Source organism: Mesorhizobium sp. KACC 23794 (assembly GCF_052180275.1).
Lineage (GTDB): Bacteria > Pseudomonadota > Alphaproteobacteria > Rhizobiales > Rhizobiaceae > Kumtagia.
The window spans coordinates 6743414-6761923 of record NZ_CP197465.1 but is presented as its reverse complement, the minus strand read 5'-3'; the positions used below and the strand labels follow the sequence as shown (position 1 = coordinate 6761923).

The following is an 18510-nucleotide window of genomic DNA, read 5'->3' as shown; positions in this document are numbered from 1 at the left end:
GGTACTCGCCTTGACCCTAATCTGTGCCAGGTCTCAACATTATGCAATAGGCTATATTACATTTATCAGGCTACAAGGCGCCGGTGGAAGACGATCAAAACCCGGGCGCCACCGGCATTCAGGCAGGGCCGGCGCCGTTTTCCAGGCGTCCGGCGCGCAGGCGCGCGAAGACGAAGGCTGCAACGAAGCCGATGCTCATCAGGAGCACGATGGTCGGCGCCGGCGCGGAGTTCAGGAAGAAGCTGAGATAAACGCCGAAAACCGACGCCGCGACAGCGACGGCGACCGCAACCAGCAGCATGCGGTCGAAGCGGCGCGCGAGCAGGAAGGCGATGGCGCCGGGCGCGATCAGCATGGCGATGGCGAGAATGATGCCGACGGCCTTCAGCGCGCCGACGATGGTCAGCGACAGCACCGCCAGCAGGCCGTAGTGCAGCAGCCGCACCGGCAGGCCGATGGCCCGCGCATGCTGCGGGTCGAAGGCGTGCAGCAGGAGATCGCGGCGGAAGACGAGCACAAGCGCGGTCGAAACCAGCGCGATGATGCCGCTCTCCAGCACGTCGCCCCAGGCGAGGCCCAGCATGTCGCCGAACAATATGTGGTCGAGATGCACGTCGGTCTGGATTTTCGTATAGAGCACGATGCCCAGGCCGAACATGCCGGAGAACACGATGCCCATCACCGTGTCCTCCTTGATGCGGCTGTTTTCCCTGAGATAGCCGACCGACAGCGCGCAGGTCATGCCGGCGGCGAAGGCGCCGATGGAAAGCGGTATGCCGGCGATGTAGGCGAGCACCACGCCCGGCAGCACGGCATGGCTGATGGCGTCGCCCATCAGCGACCAGCCCTTCAGCACCAGGAAGCAGGAGAGCAGCGCCATCGGCACGGCGACCAGCAGGGCGATGACGAAGGCCTGCCGCATGAACTCGAAGGCGAAGGGCTGGAGGAGGTCGGTCATGGGGCTTCCCCGTGCAACGCCTGGCGTGCCCGGCGCCGCGCCGCCAGCGTTCCGTGCTTGGGTGCGAAGACGAAGGCGGTGAGAAAGATCAGCGTCTGCGCCACCACGATGATGCCGCCGGTGGCGCCATCGAGGAAATAGCTGAGATAGGCGCCGAAGAAGCTGGTGCCGGCGCCGATGGCGACGCTCAAACCGATCAGCCGGGGAAACCGGTCGGTCAAGAGGTAGGCGGTGGTGCCGGGCGTCACGACCATGGCGATGACCAGGAAGGCGCCGACCGTCTGCAGGGCGGCGACCGTGCACGCTGACAGCAGCGTGAAGAACAGCACCTTCAGCAGGGTGGGATTGAGGCCGATCGAGCGCGCATGGTTCTCGTCGAAGAAGACGACCATCAGGTCCTTCCATTTCGCCAGCAGTACGACGAGCGAGACACCACCGATCAGCACGAGCTGCAGCGTGTCGGCCGGCGTGATGGCCAGTATGTTGCCGAGCATGATGGTCTGGATGTTCACTGAGGTCGGCGACAGCGACACCATGAACAGGCCGAGGCCGAAGAAGGAGGTGAAGATCAGGCCGATGATGGCGTCTTCCCTAAGTTTCGTGCGCTGGTTGAGGAACAGCATGGCGCCGGCGGCGAGCCCGCCGGAAAGGAAGGCGCCGAGCGCGAAGGGCAGGCCGAGCATGTAGGCGCCGGCCACCCCCGGCACGATCGCATGCGAAAGCGCGTCGCCGATCAGCGACCAGCCTTTCAGCATCAGATAGGCCGACAGGAAGGCGCAGACGCCGCCGACCAGCGCCGACACCCACATGGCGTTGACCATGTAGCCGTAGCCGAAGGGCTCGAGCAGCACGGCGGTCACCGGCCGGTCTCCTCGCGGGCCGGCGCGTCGCGCGGCTGGCCGGCGCGGTCGTAGATGACGAAGGGCCGCTCGTCGTCGGTAAGCACCGTCACCTTGCGCGGATCGGCGTCGTCGTGCAGCTCGGCGCCGCCGAGCGTGAACTGGCGCAGGACCCCGCCGAAGGTCTTTTCGAGATTGGCGTGGGTGAAGACTTGCGCCGTCGGCCCGGCGGCGAGCACCGTGCGGTTGACGAGCACGGCGCGGTCGCAGAAGCGCGGCACGCTGCCGAGATTGTGGGTGGAGACCAGCATCACCCGGCCCTCGTCGCGCAGCGCCTGCAGGAGCGCGATGATCGCCTCCTCGGTGCGCACGTCGACGCCGGTGAAGGGTTCGTCGAGCAGGATGATTTTTCCGTCCTGCGCCAGCGCGCGGGCGAGAAAGACGCGCTTCTTCTGGCCGCCGGAGAGTTCGCCGATCTGGCGTTTGCGGAAATCCGCCATGCCGACGCGCGCCAGCGCGGCATCCACCGCATCGCGGTCGGCGGGCCGCTGCATGCGCAGAAAGTTCATGTGGCCATAGCGGCCCATCATGACGACGTCCTCGACCAGCACCGGAAAGTTCCAGTCGACGTCCTCGCTCTGCGGCACATAGGCGACGGCGTTTTTCCTGAGCGCCAGTGCCGCCGGCTCACCCAGGATCGTCACCCGCCCCGTGGCCAGCGGCACGAAACCCATGATCGCCTTGAACAAGGTCGACTTGCCGCTGCCGTTGATGCCGACCAGCGCGGTGATGGTGCCGCGCGGGATGGAAAAGCCGGCATCGCGCAGCGCCGTGTGGCCGTTGCGGTAGGTGACGGTGACATGCTCGACGGCAAGTCCGCCGGCATCGTTGGCCTGTGTGCGCTGCGCGCTGGTCGGGGCGGCATTCATTGCGACAGCGCCTTGGCGATGGTTTCGGAGGTGACGCGCAGCATGTCGAGATAGGTCGGCACCGGGCCGTCCGCCTCGCTGAGCGAGTCGACATAAAGCACCCCGCCGTATCTTGCGCCGGTCTCGCGCGCCACCTGCTCGGCCGGCGCCGGCGAGACGGTGCTCTCCGAAAACACCGCCGGAATGGTGTTGGCGCGCACCGCGTCGATCACCTTGCGCACCTGTTGCGGTGTGCCCTGCTGGTCGGCGTTGATCGGCCAGAGATAGAGTTCCCGGAGGCCGAAATCGCGCGCCAGATAGGAGAAGGCGCCCTCGCTGGTGACCAGCCAGCGCCGCGCGTCGGGGATCGCGGCGAGAACTTTTCGCGACGGCTCGACCGTCGCGCGGATCTTCTCGGCATAGGCCTTGGCGTTCGCCGCATAGGTTTCGGCGTTCTCGGGATCGCGCTCGGCGAAGGCTTTGCGGATGTTCTCGACATAGAGCACGGCCCCCTCCGGCGACATCCAGGCATGCGGATTGGGCTTGCCCGTGTAGGGACCCTCGGAAATGCCCATCGGCTCGATGCCTTCGGAGACCACTGCGCTCGGCACATCCTTCAGGTTGCCGAAGAATTTCTCGAACCAGAGTTCAAGATTGAGACCGTTCCACAGGATCAGATCCGCCTTCTGCGCGGCGATCAGGTCGCCCGGGGTCGGCTGGTAGTTGTGGATCTCGGCGCCGGGCTTGGTGATCGAGGCGACCATGGCGGCGTCGCCGGCGACGTTGCGGGCAATGTCGGCGATGACGGTGAAGGTGGTCGCCACCAGCATCTTCTCGCTTCGATCCTCGGCCTTTCCCTCTTCGGCCGGCGAGCAGGCCACCAGCATGGGCAAGGCCAGAATGGCGGCAAGGAGCATACGGCGGCGCATCATTGATCGATCCTTCGATGGGTGGCGACGTATCGCCGTCGGGCAGGGCTGTCGGACCGTCATCGGGTCCGGTGCCGGGCGATTGAGGGTCGGCCGGCATGCGGCCCGACCCGCTCACCCATGGCGGAACTGCGCTAATCTGTGCCAAGTCTCAACTTTATGCAATATGCTATATTTAATTTATGATGCTATGACGAGGTGCGCGGCTGGGGAAAGATGGCCGGCCGGTCCTATTCCGACAGCAGAAAATCGAAGTCCGTGCTATGATTCAAAATCTTGCTATGGACGCCGATGGAGAACTGACGATTGCTGGGAAAACGCCGCCCGAAACCACGCCAGCAACCGCTGCCGAATGCGGAGGCGCACTCCGAGGGGTTTCGTCAGTCGCGGGAGGCGCGGCGCGCTTCGCTGGTCGAGGACTATGTCGAGCTGATCGCCGACTTGATCGAGGACGGCAATGAGGCCCGGCAGGTCGACATCGCGGCGCGGCTCGGCGTCGCGCAGCCGACGGTCGCAAAAATGCTGGCGCGGCTGACCGCCGACGGGCTGGTGACGCGAAAACCGTATCGCGGCGTGTTCCTGACCGAGGCCGGCCGCAAGATCGCCCAGGACAGCCGCGCCCGCCACGAGACGGTCGAGGCGTTCCTGTGCTCGCTCGGCGTCAGTGCCGAGACGGCGCGCATCGACGCGGAGGGCATCGAGCATTATGTCAGCGCCGAGACGCTGGAAGCGTTTCGCAAGGCGCTCAATTACCGTCGATGAGCGGGCGCCTGCTTTCAGATCATCGAACTGGCGTCGCGCAGCCAGTCATGCACATCCGCAGCACGCCGCATCGATCAATGGCGACTGCATGCCGGCATTCAGGCCACGTGTGAGCTGCCCGGACGGCCGGTCTGCTTTAGGCGCTGCTATATCGGATCATGGCATTGACCAGCGGTAGCCGCCAAGCAGCTCCGGCACGATGAGCGCGATGCTGGGGAATGCCACCAGCAGGACGATCATCAGCATCAGCGTACCCATGAAGGGCAGCGACCCGATGAACACGTCGTTGACGCTGCCGGCGCGACGGATGCCCTGGATCACGAACAGCGTCATGCCGGCGGGCGGCGAGATCATGCCGGTCTGGACGAGCAGGATGACGAGGATGCCGAACCACACAGGGTCGAAGCCGAGCGCGAAGATCACCGGCGCGATGATCGGCACGGTCGCCACCATCATGGGCAGCGTCTCCATGAAGGTGCCGAGCAGGAACAGCAGCAGGATCACGAGAGCCAGCGTGCCGTAGGGACCGAGGCCCAGCGTCTCGACGAAGGCGACGAACTGGCTGTTGAGTCCGATCGAGGCGGTGACGAAATTAAGGAAGTAGGCTGCGATCATGATGGCCATGGTCATGCCGGTGATGCGCATGCAGCTCTCGGCCGCCAGCTTGAACATCTTGACCGAAAGCTGCCCCCGCAGCGCGGCCAGGACGCAGGAGAAGACCAGGCCCAGCGCGGCGGCTTCCGTGGCAGTGGCGAAGCCGGTGTAGATCGAGCCGATGACCACCAGGAAGATTGCCGTGGGTGGCAGGAGGTCGAGCAGGGAGCGGAAACGGGCGCTCCATTCGGCCTTGGCGGGCTTGCCGCCCCATTCGGGCTTCCACAGGCAGGCGAGGACGACGGTAGCCATCATCAGAAGCGCAAGGATGAAACCCGGAAGAAAGCCGGCGAGATAGAGCTGCGGGATCGAGGTCTCGGTCAGCGCGCCGTAGACGATGAGGTTGATCGACGGCGGAATCAGGATGTCGAGCGTGCCGCCGGCGGCGAGCGTGCCGAGGAACAGCCGCTCGTTGTAGTTGTTGCGCTTCATTTCCGGGATGGCGACCGTGCCGATCGTCGCCGCGGTTGCGACGGCCGATCCGGAACTGGCGGAAAAGGCCGCGCAGAAGCCGATATTGGCGTTCATCAGTCCACCCGGCAGCCAGGAGAGCCAGAGCCGCATGGATTCGTACATCCGCTCCGCGATGCCGGAGCGCATCAGCACCTCGCCCATCAAGATGTAGAGCGGGATCGCCATCATGATGGAATCGTTGCTCGCGCCCCAGCCGATCTCGCCAAGCGCCCGCACCAGCGGAAACGACGAATACTGGTAGGCCAGGATGAAGCTGAGGATCGCCATGGAGGCGGCGACCGACACGGCCGCGCCCATGAGGATGGACAGCCAGAAGACGGTGCTGGTGATCATCGGCCGACCTTTCCCGCAGCGGCCTCTTCGTCGAAGGCCGACAGTTCTTCGTTGATCTCCTCCTCCATGCTGCGCGCACCGATAAGCCTGTTCGCCGGTCGGATCTCGCCGAGTATGAGATGGATGCAGGCCCGTGCCAGAAGCAGCGTCGACACGGCAAAGGTCAGCAGCAGGCCGAGCAGCCAGAGCGACTGTGGGACGACCAGCGGCACATGCAGCGGCGTGTTGGAGTGCGCGTTCATCTCCCAGGTGTCGGCCAGCACCCGCATGCCGTACCGCATCAGGAGGCCGAAATAGACCAGCAGCAGCAGGGCGGCGACGACATCGAGGAAAGCCTTCCAGCGGGAGGACAGATAGGCGTGCAGCGTGTCGACCCTGATATGAGCGCGCTCCAGCGAGGCGTAAGCGAAGGCGAAGGTGACCGCGACGGCGAAGCCGTAGCCCGACAATTCGTCCGCGCCGCCGAGCGAGCGCGACAGGAATTTCCGGATCATCACCTCCACCGTGATGATCAGCGCCGACAGGATGAAGATCCCACCCCCGACCCAGGCGCAGGCCTGGCTGAGCCGTCTCGACCATTCGATCAGCGGATCGAGGAGGCCATCACCGAACTGCCGCAAGGTCGAGCGCGACGCTGACATGCCTTCGCCTCCTACGCTTTGCCGGAGGCGGCCAACTGGCCGGCCTTGCCGTTCAGCACGAGCAACTGGCGGGCGGCCGCCTCGACCTTCCCGTCCTTGTCGGCGTAGTTCGACATCAGCGGAAGCGCCGGTCCGCAGTCGGCGATGCCGGCCAGCGTCAGCGCCTCGTGCAGGACCGGAGCAGGGCCGCGGCTGTTGCGCAGATCCTCCAGCGGAATGAACTTTTCCCGCAGCGCCTCGGCGTCGGCCCAGCGCTGGTCGCGTCCGGCCTGCAGCATGGCGGTCGAAAGCGCAGGCGCGACGCAGACCGAACCGGACGTGAAGGCACTCAGGCCGAAATCGCGCATGTGGACGAGGGCCGGAAGCTCGCCCATCCCGCTGACGATGAGGCGACGGTCCACCTTGTCGACCAGTTCGCGAAGATAGGGATCGTCCAACGGGTCACGACGCACGATGGCGTATTTGATCCACGAGATGATGCCCTCGTTCACCAGTTCGGCCGTATCGGCCGGGCTTAGGTAATCGGTCGGCTTCAGATAGAGCACGACCGGCACGCCCAGCCGCTCGGCGAAGTCGCGCACCGCGCGCTTGGAACCTTCCGCGCTATGCATGGCGGAAGGCGGCAGCACCATGACGGTGGAGAAGCCGCGCGCCTTGAGGATGTCCACCTGGTCGCGCAGCCGACCGTATTCGGGGCCGGCCGACGGGATGCAGGTCATATCGCTGCCTGCGATGTCCTTGAGCTGGTCGAGGATCAAGGCGTACTCGTAGAGGCCCATGTTGTAGAAGTTGGCGTTGCCGCCATAGAGCAGCACCGTCACCCCGCCGGCGCGCAGGTGATCGACGACACGCCTGTTCTGTTTGGCGTCGAAGACGAGGTTCAGGTCGCGCGCCAGCGGCGGGACGGAGATGACTGACCGGGAAAGGTCGGAAATGGCGGATTTATCGAGCATTTGATCTCCGTTTCCTCAAGTCCTGCCGGCTTGCGCGCCGGTTTCTGTGATGCTGAAGATGGCTTCCACTTCGACGGCCATGCCGAAGGGCAAGGTGGCGACGCCGACGGCCGAGCGGGCATGGCGGCCGGCATCGCCGAACGCGGTGACCATCAGGTCAGAGGCGCCGTTGAGAACGGCCGGCAGTTCGGTGAAGTCCGGCGCGGCGTTGACGAAGCCCGTCAGCTTCACCACCCGCCGGATGCGGCCGAGGCCGCAATTGCCTTCCACCTGCGCGAGGATGTTGAGCGCGCATTGCCGGGCGGCCGCGTAGCCGTCCTCGACGCTGAGGCCGCCGCCGATCTTGCCGATGTGTTCGAACACGCCGTTGCGCCGCGTCCCCTGGCCTGAAACGAAAAGCAGCGGTCCGTAAACCTCCAGGCACGACACGTAGTTGGCGACCGGGGTGACCGCTCTGGGCACTGCGATGCCGGCCTGTGCCAGCCGGTCGATGACGGACGGGCCGGTCACGGCGCAGCCTCGTAGGCCGACACGACAACGGCCGAGGAATCGCCGGTCTGGATCCGACCCTGGCCGCGCTGGCACCATAGCATGCCGGCGCGCCTGGCAACGACTGGATGCGGCGGCAGTTCGGGGTCCTCGATGCGGTAGATGTCGCCGACCGCATCGCCGGCCGAAACGATGGCGCCGAGCGGCACGCGCGGGCAGTAGATGCCGGATGCCGGCGCGAAGCCGTAGTCGCCGCTGGCCGGGATCACCATGGCTCTGGTCGGCTCCGCGGGGCGTTCGATCTGCCCGTCCGCGATGCCGAGATGGACCAGGGCGTTGACGATTCCGCGCCGCGCGATCGCCAGTCCGTCCAGTGAGACGCGGTTGCAGCCGCCCAGCTCGCTCGACATGGAAATGACGCCCATGCGCTCGGCGGTCGATTGGAAGGTGTGTGCGCCGTCAACCTCGCGGTTCATCACATGCAGCGGCGCGCCGAAGGCTTTCGCAAGCGCGATGGTCCTTTCCAGCACGGCCTTGTCGTCGAGGATGTGCGACATGGTGCTGGGCAGGCAGTCGAGCGAGCGCCCGCCGGAATGCAGGTCGATGTTCACGTCGGCGAGCGGCAGCAGAAAGTTCGTCACGTAGTGCGCCAGCGCCTGCGCGAAGCTGCCCGCGGGATCGCCGGGGAAGGAGCGGTTGATGTCGCGTCCGTCGATGGGCGACAGTCGCTTGCCGACCTGGCAGGCGGGGAAGTGCAAAGCGGGGATTATGATGACGCGGCCCTGGATCTGCTCGGGCCGCAGGGTGCGCGCCAGTTCGAGCAGCGCGATCTGCCCTTCATATTCGTCGCCATGCGTGCCGGCGGTCAGAAGCAAGGTGGGGCCGCTGCCGTTCTTCACAACGACCACCGGTATCGCCACGGCGCCCCAGGCGGAATCATTGTGGCTGTGCGGCATGAAGAGGCGCGACACCTGACGCCCCTCCTTCTCGTAGTCGATATCGCTGATGACTTTGCTGGCGGGAGGTTTGGTCATCTCGCGGACCCGAGGGAGAGGGGAAAGCGCTGCAAGGAGGCAAGGGCGAGATCCGCCAGGTTTTCCGTCGCCTTGGCGTCCCTGACCCTGGACTCGGCGGGCATGGTTTTCGCCGCCTGCACGATCCGTTCGACGCAGCCGATGATGTGGTCCGCCGTCGCCTCGTCGGCGCGCCGCAGATCGACCTGAAGCAGGCCTATGTCGGCCATCAGCGTGCGGACGGCGATGGACGGCTTCTGGTCGGCAAGACGTTTCGAGAGATCGAAGGCGGAAAGCCCTGCCTTCGTCTCGTCGACGGTCAGAAGCAGACGCGAAAAGAGCTTGCTGGTCGAATCCAGCTCGATCTCGACCTTCAGGCCGGGCAGCTTGCCGAGCCGCTCGACGCCGCGGCCCAGGCGCGCATGAAGCGCCTGCGCGACCGCGGCGCGGTCGAGCTTCGCCCAGCGCTCGACGGCAGCGATGGAGGCGATGATTCCCTCTTTGCCGACCTTCATCGGCCGGCCGATGCCCTTTTCCTGATAGAGGCAGGCGCGGATGAGGTCGAGCCTGCCGGCGACCGTCGCGGCGGTCAGCCCGGCGAAGCTCTTGTGCATGCTGGTGATGACGAGGTCGGCGCCGGCCCGCAGGAAGGCGCGCGGCTCCGGCTCGGCCGCGCCGTCGACGATGACCGGCACGCCGCGTTCATGCGCGACCTTGCAGAAGGTCTCGAGATCGATGAGGCCGCTCTGAACCGTGTGGTGCGACACGACGTAGAGCGCGGCGGCCGTATTCTCGTTGAGGGCGTCGGCAAGCTGGTAGGCGCCGCATTCGGTCGCCGCTCCGATCTCCACGATTCTGCCACCGGTGATCGCCACGTTCTGGGTGACGTAGCCGCCATAGGTGATGTTGTGGCCGCGCTGGAGGATGACCTCGGTCTTCAGCCCCGCCGTGTCGGGAAGCCGTTCGACGCGGGCGAGGTTGGACCCGGTCATGCAGGCGGCTACCGCTGTCGAGATTCCGGCGGCGCTGCAATTGACGACGATGCCCGCCTCGCAGCCGAAGGCCTTCCCAATGGTGTGGCAGGCGAGGCTTTGCAGTTCGAGCATGTCCACGCTGTTGGGCACCAGCGCCACCACGGCGTCGATAACCTCCTGGCAGACCGGGCTTGCGCCCTTGGTGGTCTCGGTGCCCGAGGCGTTGATGATGCGCTTGAGGCCGTAGCGTTCGAAGATGTCGGGAGCGGAGGATCGGTCGAGCATCCGTGTCATCCTTGCGGGGGAATACGGTAAAGGCGCGCGGCGTTGCCGCCGAGGATGAGGTCCATCTCGCGCGGGGCCAGGAACTCGCAGTAGCGCCGGACATATTCCAGCGATTGCGGATAGGTGCAGAAACGCTCGACATTGGGCATGTCGGAGCCCCACAGCAGCTTTTCGGCACCGAGCCGGTCGCGCAGGTCTTGGATCAGCGGGTGCGCCTCGCGATACGGATATTCCCAGCGGCCGCCCCAGGTGATCGGGAACATGATCTCGACGTGGAAATCGTCGCGGGCGTAAACCGCCTGCAAGGGCTCGGGAATGTTCCAGCGCTCGCCGTCGCGGAAGAACTGCACGGGAACGCCCATGGCGAGGTGGCATGGAATGCCGGGGAAGCGGTCGAGCACGCGCGCCAGCGCCTGCATGTTGGCGATGTAGGTCGCCGCGTCGTATGTCGGCGCGCCGGAAATCTCCGCGCACAGCACCAGCTTGCGCGCTTGCAGCGCGTGCCAGAGCGGGTCGAGCCTGGGGTCGTCCAGCCTCCACGGAAAGTCGTGGCGGGCGAACCCTTCGTAGTTGAAATAGATGCCCTTCAGGCCGCGGTCGGCGGCGGATTCGAGCTTCCGGATCTCCTCCGGCGAGCCAGCCATCGCCTCGTCCAGATGGATCAGGGCGGTGAATTTCTGGGGGTACTGGGCCTGCGCGAAGGCGTTGTATTCCGTCATCGCGCCATAAGCGCCTCCGGCTTGCAGGATCGAATGATCGACCCCGGCATAGGTCATCTGCGCCAGCATCAGTTCCGGCGACGCTTCCATGTTCTGCATGCCGACCGGCATGTACTGGACATAGTAGTCCTCGCCATCGACGCTGAATTCGAGCTGGCCGTAGCGTCCGATGCGGAAGTCGACGGGCCGAAGGCCTGACCAGCCCTGGTTACCGGGATCGAGAAGCGCGCGCGTGTCGGCGGGGGCGCCGTCCCTGGCGCGATAGCTCTTCGCGACCGTGTAGGCCAGCATGCGCTGGAGGTAGCGGGCGTGGATCGACCGGGCCGGATGGCCGCCGGGCTCGATCCAATTCTGAATGACGTGGGCGTGGCAATCAACGATCAAGATGCACCTGCGTGACGACGGACGGGTTGCGAAGGCTGAGGGAGCCGGCGCATCGCGCGCCGGCCCTGTGAAGAGACCGGTTGGTCTAGTCCTACTTGGCTGCGATCTTCTCGATGCCGACGACCTTGCCGACGGTTTCCAGCCAACGGTCGGCGCAGGCCTCGCCGCAGCGGGTTGCCCAGTTCGGCACGACCGTGGATTCCACCACTGCCTTGGCTGCCGCCAGATCTTCCGCGGAGGGCTCGGCCAGCGTCATCTTGGCCGCGATCCCCATCTTGCAGTCGCCCCTGCCGACCGAGCAGTTGATGCCGTCCTGCTCTTCCTCGGCGACGGTCGCCCACAGACGGTCGCGGAAGCCGGCATACTGTTCGGTCAGGAAGGCCTGAACCTTTGGATCGAGCTTGTTCCAGGTCTCGAGGCTGACGGCGGTGAAGTGCACGGACCAGCCCGAATACAGCGTGTACATCGTGTTGGTGACCTCGAACATCTTGTTCGTGTTGCCCGACAGGGTCCCAGTCACGGCGCAATCGATGACCCCGCGTTCCAGCGAGGTGGTGACCTCGGCGAAGGGCAAGGTCACGGTGGTGGCGCCCAAGCCACCGATCAGATCGGCCATCGAGGCCGTAAAGACGCGCACCTTGAGGCCCTTGAGGTCGGCCGTCGACTTGACCGGTTTCGCGCACCACATCACCTGCGGAGGCGACGGGAACAGCATGAGCAGCCGTGCGCCGTACTGCTTCTCCATTACCTCCTGGAGCACCGGCATGTAGGCGTCGACGACCTTGCGTGTGGTGTCCATGTTCGGCGACACGCCGGCGAGGTCGACGCCGTCGAATTCGGCGCTGTCGCCGGCCATGTAACCGATGACGCCCGACGCGAAGTCGATGACGCCGAGCTTCATCAGCCGCAGGATTTCCGGGCCCTTGAGGCCGTTCAGGTCCTGGGCGGTGATGTCACCCGTCACGGCGCCGTTCGACGCTTTCGGGATGGTTTCTTCCCAGAACGGTTTTTCCCCGCTCTTGAAGCTGTTCAGATGGCTTTGAAGTCCGACGATCTTGAGCTGCGTTCGCGGTAATTCCTGCGAGACGGCGAAGGTCGTCGGCGCCAGAACGCTTGCGGCGAATGCAAGTGTGGCGATGATGCTGCGCATGGCTGCTTCCCTGTTCCCTCTTGTTGGTTTATAGCGGCAGCTCGAAAGTTGGCAGAATTTGTAAAGTTGTCAATAGTCGTAAAATCGAAAACAGATGTTATTCGAGCAGAGAACGCACATGGCGCAGAACGCAGAAGGACGTGAGGCGGGACCCGGCCCAGGCTCGTCGCTGGCGGACGTGGCCTATCAAAACATTCTGGCGCACGTGATCGGCGGGCATTTTCCAGTCAATTCGCGCTTGCCGTCGGAAACGAAGCTGGCGGCTGAGGTCGGCGTTTCCAGGCCTGTCCTGCGAATGGCCCTCAGCCGACTGAAAGCCGATGGGGTGCTGGCCTCGCGCCAGGGGTCAGGCAACTACGTGATCCGGCAACCACATCGCACCGTGCTCGATTTCACGGGGCTCAGCGCGCTGGGCGACGTTCAGAACTGTTTCAAGTTCAGGGTCGGGGTGGAGGGCGAGGCAGCCTATTACGCGGCCCTCAATCATGACCAGGTGGGACGCGAGCGGATTGAACGTGCTTATCAACAACTGCGCGCAGCGGTTGCCGATGGCAGCATCGGTGTCGACGTGGATTTGGAGTTCCATCTTCAGATAGCGGCGGCGAGTGGAAACCAGTTTTTTCTGTCCGCCCTGGAAGCGATCCGCGACCAGATCGCCTTTGGCGTAAGCCTCACTCGACGACTCTCCCTGCGACGCTCACATGAACGGCTGGAAGAGGTGGAGAACGAGCATCAACTCATCCGTCGCTGCATCTTCGAGCGTGAGGCGGAGGCGGCTCGGGAAGCGATGCGAGGGCATCTTGAAAACGCGCGCCGGCGTCTCTTCGAAGGCGATCTGGACAAACTCAAGATCTGACAGCGGCCTCTTGGCACCGTAAAGTTAACCGCTCGCTGAGGAGGGGCGAACTGGGAGGTGGTCCCGGATTTTGAGACAGGGGCATAAGGTGGATCGCTCGATGAAAAGGACGATCCGGCAGGACGACACGCGGAAGGTTCTGGGCCGAGTTCAAGGCCAAGGTTGCGCTTGAAGCGATCCGCGACGAGCGGACGTTTATCGAGTTGGCGACGAAGCACCAGCTTCATCCGAACCACGGCTCTCGATCTGCCGCCAGTGCGAACTGGTCTCGATCTCGCGGGCGTCATCGGTCACCACCGAATGTGCGTCAGAGTCGGTTTTTCAAGCCGTTTGATGGCGATGACGCCGACAGCACTGGCTGCGTTCATCCACGAGCATGGCTGACCGTTCCGATCGATGTCGATAGGCCGGCCGGCCGATACTGGCCACTATGGCATGCGTGGCACACCCAACCTTGTTCTCATCGATCGCGCAGGCAAAGTGCGCCGCCACTCCTTCGTGGCGGAGGCCGATCTCGTCGTCGGTGCGAAAATAGGCCTTCTGATTGCCGGATTCCAACGGCGGGCTCCTGCCGCGACCTGGCTGAATCGGCAAGCCGGATTGAGGCAATATGTCTCTGCGACGCTTTGGGCTGTTGGGATGATGACAAGCGCCTGATAAGTGGTATCTTGAATGCCAGTTAAAAAGGGGTGAGTGATGGTCGATCTTGTGCGGCCACGGCAATCGACGAGGCCGCAAGCGGCGCGAATGAGACGCAGGGCCGGGGAAGCTGTTTTCGCGTTCCTGGCAGCTTCGTGGCTCGGCCTTCTGCTCGGGGTCTCCTTCCTCGCCACGCCTGTGAAGTTCCGGGCGCTGTCGCTCGATCGTCCTATTGCGCTCGACGTCAGACGCGTTAATTTCGCAGTGTTCAGTAAGGTCGAACTGGGCGCGGCGATTTCAGGCTCCGACCATCATCTCTGGTACGTTGCTGGAGAGGTCACGAAGGCCGTGCTGCTACCCGGGCTCGCCGTCGATGCTCTCGGTCGGGTGGCCAGGCCGGCCGTTTCGGAACGGGCCTAGCCGATGCGCATGACGCTTCACACCGACTATGCGCTCAGAATGTTGATCTACGTCTCAATGCGGCAAGATCAGTCCTGTACCGTGAGCGACGTTGCTGGGGCATACGGATTGTCGCGCAATCACCTGCTCAAGGTGGCGCTCAGGCTTCGTAATCTGGGCTTCATCGAGACCACGCGCGGTCGTGCCGGCGGCATCCGCCTGGGGAAGATGCCGGAAAACATCAATATCGGAGCGCTGGTGCGCTCGACCGAGGAGGACTTCGCGTTGGTGGAGTGCATGCAGGGGGGCAACTGCCCCATTTCGCCGGCCTGTCGGCTGAAAGGCATCTTCGGCGAGGCCCTGGGCGCCTATTTGGCGGTCTTTGACAAATATACTTTGGCAGACATCGTTGGTAATAGAAGAGTGCTAGAATTTCTTCTGGACATCGATCTGCGGGCGGCATGAGGTCGAGACATGGTCAAGGTGGTTTCCGGGCTTACAGTCACTGAACGGCAATGTTCCCTCGTCACCCTCTTTCTGCTCGCGGCGATCGGCCTGGCCATGGCGGTTGGCGGGCGCGGCGATGCGCTGGGGGTTCACGGCTTCATCGTGCTTGCCTTCAGCCTCGGCGTGGCCTTCGTGGTGATGGCCGGGTATTATGAACCCGAGCCCGACGAGGGCCGGCTTTCCCGTTATTATGACGATCCGACCAGGGCGGGCATCGTGCTGTCGATGGCCTGGGCGGTCGTCGGCATGTTCTTCGGCGTCTGGGTCGCAGCGCTTCTCGCCTGGCCGGAACTGACCTTCGTCGATCAGGCATGGGCGAGTTTCGGCCGCCTCAGGCCGGTGCATACCAGCGGGGTTATTTTCGGCTTCGGCGGCAACGCCCTGATCGCCACCTCCTTCCATGTGCTGCAGCGGACAACGCGGGCGCGCCTGCCCGACCAGTTCAGCCCATGGTTCGTGCTGATCGGCTACAATTTGTTCTGCGTGCTAGCCGCCAGCGGCTACCTGATGGGGCTGACCCAGTCCAAGGAGTACGCCGAGCCCGAATGGTATGCCGACATCTGGCTCGTCGTTGTCTGGGTCGTGTACTTCCTGATCTACATCCGCACGCTGGCGCGACGGAAGGAACCGCATATCTACGTCGCCAACTGGTACTACATGGCCTTTATCCTGGTCGTGGCGGTTCTGCACATCGTCAACAACCTCGCCGTGCCGGTGTCATTCGGTCATGCCAAGAGCTATTCGCTGTTCTCGGGCGTGCAGGACGCCATGACGCAGTGGTGGTACGGCCACAACGCCGTCGCCTTCTTCCTGACGGCCGGTTTCCTCGGCATGATGTACTACTACCTGCCCAAGCGCGCCGGCCGACCGATCTTCTCCTACCGGCTCTCCATCATCAGCTTCTGGGGCATCACCTTCATGTATATGTGGGCGGGCTCTCACCACCTGCACTACACGGCGCTGCCGCAATGGGTGCAGACGCTCGGCATGACCTTCTCGGTGGTGCTGCTGGTCCCGTCCTGGGCCTCGGCCGGCAACGCGCTCGCCACCCTCAACGGCGCCTGGCACAAGGTGCGCGACGACGCGACGCTGCGCTTCATGATGGTGGCGGCCGTTTTCTACGGGCTGTCGACCTTCGAGGGGTCGTTCATGGCGATCCGGGCAGTCAACTCGCTCTCGCACTATACCGACTGGACGGTCGGCCATGTGCACGCCGGCGCGCTCGGCTGGGTGGCGATGATCACCTTCGGCTCCATCTATGCGCTGGTGCCGTGGATGTGGAAGCAGGAGAGGATGTACTCGCCCAAGCTGGTCGAGGTCCATTTCTGGCTCGCGCTGACCGGTACCATCATCTACGTCTTCGCCATGTGGAACTCCGGCATCATCCAGGGGCTGATGTGGCGGACCTACAATGACAGCGGAACACTCGCCTATTCGTTCATCGACAGCCTGGTCGCGATGCACCCCTACTACATCGCGCGCACGATCGGCGGCCTGTTCTTCCTGATCGGCGCAATCGTCGGCTCGTACAATGTCTGGATGACAATCCGTATGTCGCGGCTAGGGACGACCGCACGCGAGGCCGAGGCGGATCTGCCTGCCGGCGCAGCCGTCCAGCCCGGGGAGTAAACCGTCATGCCCGAATTCCATCGCAAGCTCGAACGCAGCGCCATCGGCTTCGTGCTGGCCATCGTCGGCGTGTCGGCGATTGGCGGCTTCGTCGAGATCGCGCCGCTCTTCACCATACAGGAGACCGTCGAGGAGGCGCCCGACATGCGCCTCTACACGCCGCTCGAACTCGCAGGACGCAACATCTACATCCGTGAGGGCTGCTACGCCTGCCATTCACAGATGATCCGCACGCTGCGCGACGAAGTCGAGCGCTACGGTCCTTACTCGCTGGCGGTCGAGTCGCGCTACGACCACCCGATGTTGTGGGGATCGAAGCGCACCGGCCCGGATCTGGCGCGGCTCGGCAGCAAATATTCCGATGCCTGGCATGTCGCCCATCTCAACAATCCGCGCGATGTGGTCCCGGAATCGATCATGCCGCGCTACGGCTGGCTGGAGCGCAATTCGCTCAGGATCGACGATCTTGGCGAGCATCTCGCCGCGCAGCGCGCGGTTGGGGTCCCCTACACGGAAGAGATGATACAGAACGCGACGTCCGACGCCTTTGGTCAGGCGACGCCGGACAGCGACGCTTCCGGCGGCGTTGCCGAGCGATACGGAGCAGCGACCAACGTCCGCGCCTTCGACGGCGATCCGGGCCGGGTAACCGAGATGGATGCCCTGGTCGCTTATCTCCAGATCCTCGGCAAGCTCACCGACGCGGCGTTCAAACAGACGGCAGCCGCGGGAGAATGAGGCGATGGAACTCGATCATGACTCGATCGTCGGCTTCGCCAAGAGCTGGGGGTTGTTCTACCTCTTGGCGCTGGCCGTCGCCGTTCTGATCTACACGTTCTGGCCTTCGAACAAAAAACGGTTCGACCGCGCCAAAAAGAGCATTCTCGACAAGGACGACAGGCCGGGGGACTAGGTGATGGCAACGGAAAAGCTTGATCCCGTAACGGGCCGGACCACCACCGGGCATGAGTGGAACGGCATCGAGGAACTCAATACGCCGGTGCCTCGTGTCGTGCTCTTTTTTCTGGCGGCCGGAATCCTGTTCGCCATCGGCTACTGGCTGCTGATGCCAGCCTGGCCGCTCGGCTGGACCTACACAAAGGGCCTGCTGGGCATCGACCAGCGGAATGTCGTGACCCGCCAGGTCGAGGAGGCGGCGGCCGAGCGCAACGCGGCCTGGGCGGAAAAGCTGACGGCGACCAGCTATTCCGAGGCGCTCGGCGACGAGGCTCTGATGCACCACGTGCGGGAGACGGGCCGCACCCTGTTTGCGGACAATTGCGCCGCCTGCCACGGCATCAATGCCACCGGGGGTCCCGGGTTCCCCAATCTCGCGGCGAAAAGCTGGCTGTGGGGCGGCGAGCCGGAGACGATCGAAGAGACCGTCCGCCTCGGCATCAATTCCACCAATGACGACACGCGCGTTTCCCAGATGCCCGCCTTCGGGCGCGACGGCATTCTGTCGCGGGATCAGATCGGCAGTGTGGTCGCCTATGTCCGATCTCTTTCGGGCGAAGCCTCGTCCGGCGTGGACGAAGCCGCGCTTTCAAGTGGCCGGGAGGTCTTTGCCGCGAACTGCGCCTCCTGTCATGGCGAGGACGCCAAGGGCAATCGCGAATTCGGGGCGCCGGACCTTACGGACAGTCACTGGATATATGGAGGCAACCTCCAGACCGTCTATTCGACGGTTTATGGCGGTCGCCAGGGCCACATGCCGAATTGGGGCGGCAGGCTGCCTCCCACCGACCTCAAGATACTGACCCTCTACGTCTATTCCCTGGGAGGGGTCACGCCATGATGGCCGGGCAGAAGAACGTGGCGGCGGCTGTGCGTCCCGGCCTGCTGGGCTGGAAGGGCCTTTCGTTGATGGGCGCATTGGCGGCTGGCCTCCTGCTTGCCGCCGCCAACGCCCATCTGGTCTATGTGGCGCTCGTCTCGCAGCCCGATTGCGTGCCGCACCTGAAGGATGCCGGGGCAACCGGGGTGTACCGCGCCGCCAGATCGTCGTGTTGAGG

At 64.4% G+C, this 18510-nt stretch carries 22 protein-coding genes; 9 read left to right on the top strand and 13 right to left on the bottom strand.

Features of this window, described 5'->3' with window-relative positions; translation table 11 throughout:
- Positions 1 to 118 precede the first annotated feature (118 nt).
- The 4 genes from ACSBOB_RS32780 to ACSBOB_RS32765 are packed head-to-tail and all read right to left on the bottom strand — an operon-like array spanning position 119 to position 3592.
- Positions 119 to 958 carry a metal ABC transporter permease gene (locus ACSBOB_RS32780; RefSeq protein WP_442580177.1) on the bottom strand — a complete coding sequence of 280 codons (840 nt, stop codon included), beginning with the start codon at positions 956 to 958 and terminating at the stop codon, positions 119 to 121.
- Positions 955 to 1818 (bottom strand): metal ABC transporter permease, encoded by an 864-nt coding sequence (locus tag ACSBOB_RS32775; RefSeq protein WP_442580176.1) that lies wholly within the window; start codon positions 1816 to 1818, stop codon positions 955 to 957. The genes ACSBOB_RS32780 and ACSBOB_RS32775 overlap by 4 nt, the downstream gene beginning before the upstream one ends.
- On the bottom strand, positions 1815 to 2726 hold the full coding sequence (locus tag ACSBOB_RS32770) for a manganese/iron ABC transporter ATP-binding protein (protein WP_442580175.1): 912 nt from the start codon (positions 2724 to 2726) through the stop codon (positions 1815 to 1817). The genes ACSBOB_RS32775 and ACSBOB_RS32770 overlap by 4 nt, the downstream gene beginning before the upstream one ends.
- Positions 2723 to 3592 carry a metal ABC transporter substrate-binding protein gene (locus ACSBOB_RS32765; protein WP_442583910.1) on the bottom strand — a complete coding sequence of 290 codons (870 nt, stop codon included), beginning with the start codon at positions 3590 to 3592 and terminating at the stop codon, positions 2723 to 2725. Before ACSBOB_RS32765 ends, ACSBOB_RS32770 begins: the two co-directional genes overlap by 4 nt.
- A 351-nt stretch (positions 3593 to 3943) precedes the next feature.
- Here ACSBOB_RS32765 and mntR point away from each other — a divergent pair, with 351 nt between their 5' ends.
- Positions 3944 to 4396 (top strand): manganese-binding transcriptional regulator MntR, encoded by a 453-nt coding sequence (gene mntR / locus ACSBOB_RS32760; protein WP_442583909.1) that lies wholly within the window; start codon positions 3944 to 3946, stop codon positions 4394 to 4396.
- 156 nt (positions 4397 to 4552) lie between these two features.
- Here mntR and ACSBOB_RS32755 read toward each other — a convergent pair whose 3' ends face one another.
- The 8 genes from ACSBOB_RS32755 to ACSBOB_RS32720 form a co-directional block, all read right to left on the bottom strand.
- Positions 4553 to 5857, bottom strand: a complete 1305-nt coding sequence (locus ACSBOB_RS32755; RefSeq protein ID WP_442580174.1) for a TRAP transporter large permease — start codon at positions 5855 to 5857, stop codon at positions 4553 to 4555.
- Entirely contained in the window at positions 5854 to 6498 is a 645-nt protein-coding gene (locus ACSBOB_RS32750) for a TRAP transporter small permease (protein ID WP_442580173.1), read from the bottom strand. Before ACSBOB_RS32750 ends, ACSBOB_RS32755 begins: the two co-directional genes overlap by 4 nt.
- An 11-nt stretch (positions 6499 to 6509) precedes the next feature.
- Positions 6510 to 7451 (bottom strand): dihydrodipicolinate synthase family protein, encoded by a 942-nt coding sequence (locus tag ACSBOB_RS32745; RefSeq protein WP_442580172.1) that lies wholly within the window; start codon positions 7449 to 7451, stop codon positions 6510 to 6512.
- Positions 7452 to 7466: 15 nt separating this feature from the next.
- Complete coding sequence (locus ACSBOB_RS32740; RefSeq protein ID WP_442580171.1) at positions 7467 to 7961, bottom strand: RidA family protein; 495 nt, start codon at positions 7959 to 7961, stop codon at positions 7467 to 7469.
- Entirely contained in the window at positions 7958 to 8974 is a 1017-nt protein-coding gene (locus tag ACSBOB_RS32735; RefSeq protein ID WP_442580170.1) for a succinylglutamate desuccinylase/aspartoacylase family protein, read from the bottom strand. The genes ACSBOB_RS32740 and ACSBOB_RS32735 overlap by 4 nt, the downstream gene beginning before the upstream one ends.
- Positions 8971 to 10212, bottom strand: coding sequence for an aminotransferase class V-fold PLP-dependent enzyme (locus tag ACSBOB_RS32730; RefSeq protein ID WP_442580169.1), 1242 nt, complete (start codon positions 10210 to 10212; stop codon positions 8971 to 8973). The genes ACSBOB_RS32735 and ACSBOB_RS32730 overlap by 4 nt, the downstream gene beginning before the upstream one ends.
- A 5-nt stretch (positions 10213 to 10217) precedes the next feature.
- Complete coding sequence (locus ACSBOB_RS32725; protein ID WP_442580168.1) at positions 10218 to 11315, bottom strand: amidohydrolase family protein; 1098 nt, start codon at positions 11313 to 11315, stop codon at positions 10218 to 10220.
- 91 nt (positions 11316 to 11406) lie between these two features.
- On the bottom strand, positions 11407 to 12465 hold the full coding sequence (locus tag ACSBOB_RS32720) for a TRAP transporter substrate-binding protein (RefSeq protein WP_442580167.1): 1059 nt from the start codon (positions 12463 to 12465) through the stop codon (positions 11407 to 11409).
- A 118-nt stretch (positions 12466 to 12583) separates the two neighbouring features.
- Here ACSBOB_RS32720 and ACSBOB_RS32715 point away from each other — a divergent pair, with 118 nt between their 5' ends.
- Entirely contained in the window at positions 12584 to 13321 is a 738-nt protein-coding gene (locus ACSBOB_RS32715) for a FadR/GntR family transcriptional regulator (RefSeq protein WP_442580166.1), read from the top strand.
- A gap of 321 nt (positions 13322 to 13642) precedes the next feature.
- On the opposite strand, the gene ACSBOB_RS32710 is transcribed toward ACSBOB_RS32715, so the two are convergent.
- Positions 13643 to 13879 carry a hypothetical protein gene (locus ACSBOB_RS32710; RefSeq protein WP_442580165.1) on the bottom strand — a complete coding sequence of 79 codons (237 nt, stop codon included), beginning with the start codon at positions 13877 to 13879 and terminating at the stop codon, positions 13643 to 13645.
- Positions 13880 to 14068: 189 nt separating this feature from the next.
- On the opposite strand from ACSBOB_RS32710, the gene ACSBOB_RS32705 reads away from it, so the two are divergent.
- The 7 genes from ACSBOB_RS32705 to ACSBOB_RS32675 are packed head-to-tail and all read left to right on the top strand — an operon-like array spanning position 14069 to position 18508.
- Entirely contained in the window at positions 14069 to 14380 is a 312-nt protein-coding gene (locus tag ACSBOB_RS32705; RefSeq protein ID WP_442580164.1) for a hypothetical protein, read from the top strand.
- A 3-nt stretch (positions 14381 to 14383) separates the two neighbouring features.
- Entirely contained in the window at positions 14384 to 14824 is a 441-nt protein-coding gene (locus tag ACSBOB_RS32700) for an RrF2 family transcriptional regulator (RefSeq protein ID WP_442580163.1), read from the top strand.
- A gap of 9 nt (positions 14825 to 14833) precedes the next feature.
- Positions 14834 to 16495: a cytochrome-c oxidase, cbb3-type subunit I gene (gene ccoN, locus ACSBOB_RS32695; RefSeq protein WP_442580162.1), complete on the top strand. Its 1662-nt coding sequence runs from the start codon at positions 14834 to 14836 to the stop codon at positions 16493 to 16495.
- A 6-nt stretch (positions 16496 to 16501) separates the two neighbouring features.
- Entirely contained in the window at positions 16502 to 17233 is a 732-nt protein-coding gene (gene ccoO, locus ACSBOB_RS32690; protein WP_442580161.1) for a cytochrome-c oxidase, cbb3-type subunit II, read from the top strand.
- Between the two features lie 4 nt (positions 17234 to 17237).
- Positions 17238 to 17408, top strand: coding sequence for a cbb3-type cytochrome c oxidase subunit 3 (locus tag ACSBOB_RS32685; RefSeq protein ID WP_442580160.1), 171 nt, complete (start codon positions 17238 to 17240; stop codon positions 17406 to 17408).
- 3 nt (positions 17409 to 17411) lie between these two features.
- Positions 17412 to 18293, top strand: coding sequence for a cytochrome-c oxidase, cbb3-type subunit III (gene ccoP / locus ACSBOB_RS32680; protein WP_442580159.1), 882 nt, complete (start codon positions 17412 to 17414; stop codon positions 18291 to 18293).
- Complete coding sequence (locus ACSBOB_RS32675; protein ID WP_442580158.1) at positions 18290 to 18508, top strand: hypothetical protein; 219 nt, start codon at positions 18290 to 18292, stop codon at positions 18506 to 18508. The genes ccoP and ACSBOB_RS32675 overlap by 4 nt, the downstream gene beginning before the upstream one ends.
- The last annotated feature ends 2 nt before the right edge of the window (positions 18509 to 18510 follow it).

Bases quoted from the DNA above. Each gene is read 5' to 3' on its own strand.
- ACSBOB_RS32770 (WP_442580175.1), bottom strand. From the start codon at position 2,726: ATGAATGCCGCCCCGACCAGCGCGCAGCGCACACAGGCCAACGATGCC.
- ccoO (WP_442580161.1), top strand. From the start codon at position 16,502: ATGCCCGAATTCCATCGCAAGCTCGAACGCAGCGCCATCGGCTTCGTG.
- ACSBOB_RS32755 (WP_442580174.1), bottom strand. From the start codon at position 5,857: ATGATCACCAGCACCGTCTTCTGGCTGTCCATCCTCATGGGCGCGGCC.
- ACSBOB_RS32730 (WP_442580169.1), bottom strand. From the start codon at position 10,212: ATGCTCGACCGATCCTCCGCTCCCGACATCTTCGAACGCTACGGCCTC.
- ACSBOB_RS32750 (WP_442580173.1), bottom strand. From the start codon at position 6,498: ATGTCAGCGTCGCGCTCGACCTTGCGGCAGTTCGGTGATGGCCTCCTC.
- ACSBOB_RS32685 (WP_442580160.1), top strand. From the start codon at position 17,238: ATGGAACTCGATCATGACTCGATCGTCGGCTTCGCCAAGAGCTGGGGG.
- ACSBOB_RS32700 (WP_442580163.1), top strand. From the start codon at position 14,384: ATGCGCATGACGCTTCACACCGACTATGCGCTCAGAATGTTGATCTAC.
- ccoN (WP_442580162.1), top strand. From the start codon at position 14,834: ATGGTCAAGGTGGTTTCCGGGCTTACAGTCACTGAACGGCAATGTTCC.
- ccoP (WP_442580159.1), top strand. From the start codon at position 17,412: ATGGCAACGGAAAAGCTTGATCCCGTAACGGGCCGGACCACCACCGGG.
- ACSBOB_RS32715 (WP_442580166.1), top strand. From the start codon at position 12,584: ATGGCGCAGAACGCAGAAGGACGTGAGGCGGGACCCGGCCCAGGCTCG.
- ACSBOB_RS32720 (WP_442580167.1), bottom strand. From the start codon at position 12,465: ATGCGCAGCATCATCGCCACACTTGCATTCGCCGCAAGCGTTCTGGCG.
- ACSBOB_RS32735 (WP_442580170.1), bottom strand. From the start codon at position 8,974: ATGACCAAACCTCCCGCCAGCAAAGTCATCAGCGATATCGACTACGAG.
- ACSBOB_RS32745 (WP_442580172.1), bottom strand. From the start codon at position 7,451: ATGCTCGATAAATCCGCCATTTCCGACCTTTCCCGGTCAGTCATCTCC.
- ACSBOB_RS32780 (WP_442580177.1), bottom strand. From the start codon at position 958: ATGACCGACCTCCTCCAGCCCTTCGCCTTCGAGTTCATGCGGCAGGCC.
- ACSBOB_RS32765 (WP_442583910.1), bottom strand. From the start codon at position 3,592: ATGCTGGTGGCCTGCTCGCCGGCCGAAGAGGGAAAGGCCGAGGATCGA.
- ACSBOB_RS32705 (WP_442580164.1), top strand. From the start codon at position 14,069: ATGAGACGCAGGGCCGGGGAAGCTGTTTTCGCGTTCCTGGCAGCTTCG.
- ACSBOB_RS32675 (WP_442580158.1), top strand. From the start codon at position 18,290: ATGATGGCCGGGCAGAAGAACGTGGCGGCGGCTGTGCGTCCCGGCCTG.